The following is a 912-nucleotide window of genomic DNA, read 5'->3' as shown; positions in this document are numbered from 1 at the left end:
TAATACAATATCAGTACTTAAATCATATCCATTCACTTTGCGTGTCATTGGTGTAAACGTAGCATTAATTTCTGATTGTTCGGGGATCTTCGTCCAGGATGTATCACTGTTCTGTACGTAAAGATGTGGTGTGCCAAGTGAATTACCTACAATCTTAAGAGTATCAGTACCATCAACCCATGCAGTACCGTACATATCAACACCAAGGGGATTCTGTTCCTGCAATGCTGGTACTTTGATTAGGCTGTTTCCGCTTGGTGTACTTGATTCATAATGAGGTACTTCTAGGCCATTTGAACCTAGGCCAAAATCACCCCATGAAAGATTAGGCAAGTCTTGTGTAGTACCCCTGCTTACCACATCTTCTGCTGTGAAAGTGTATGAACGGTCAAATACTGCATTCTGATCACTTGAATCTGAATAGGCAGTACAAAAACCTGCGAGAATAATGTAGTGCTGGTCAAGGGATTCATCAGATTCATATAGACTTATTTTAATTTGAAATTTTTCACCATCACTGAACCTATCTAGTAAGTACTGGTGAGAAAGATTATCCGGTACATAGTGAACAACGATAGATACCGAATTAATATTCATACTTCCAGATATAATCTGTGTGTATTCGTCCTGATAGGTTTCAATACTGGTATTATCACTGTTAATTGTTACTGTTGGGAATTCAGCAAGGTTATCAATTTCTACATATCCAACACTGTTTACTGTCGTATTAAACGCATCGTTGTTGTAGAAGATCTTTGTTCTGTTCCCTAAAAATATTCCTGACATATAATCACGTCCTTGTTATGTAATTTATTTGTACTGTTAACATGATTGTATTTATGCCACTGACTGGATCAATATCTTCAGTACTGCTAACAATACTGTTACTCGATACATTCACACCTTCAATCA

Annotated in this window: 1 pseudogene; it reads right to left on the bottom strand. The window is 37.1% G+C overall.

Annotated elements, in window-relative coordinates:
- Nucleotides 1–786 (bottom strand): annotated as a pseudogene (locus DT73_RS21010) (hypothetical protein); the annotation flags it as partial.
- Nucleotides 787–912: the final 126 nt, after the last annotated feature.

Origin of the sequence: Mangrovibacter sp. MFB070 (assembly GCF_000705335.1) — a bacterium.
In the GTDB taxonomy this organism is placed as follows: Bacteria; Pseudomonadota; Gammaproteobacteria; order Enterobacterales; family Enterobacteriaceae; genus Mangrovibacter; species Mangrovibacter plantisponsor.
Note: the sequence above shows the minus strand (reverse complement) of the source record. Positions and strands in the feature narration are given on the sequence as shown.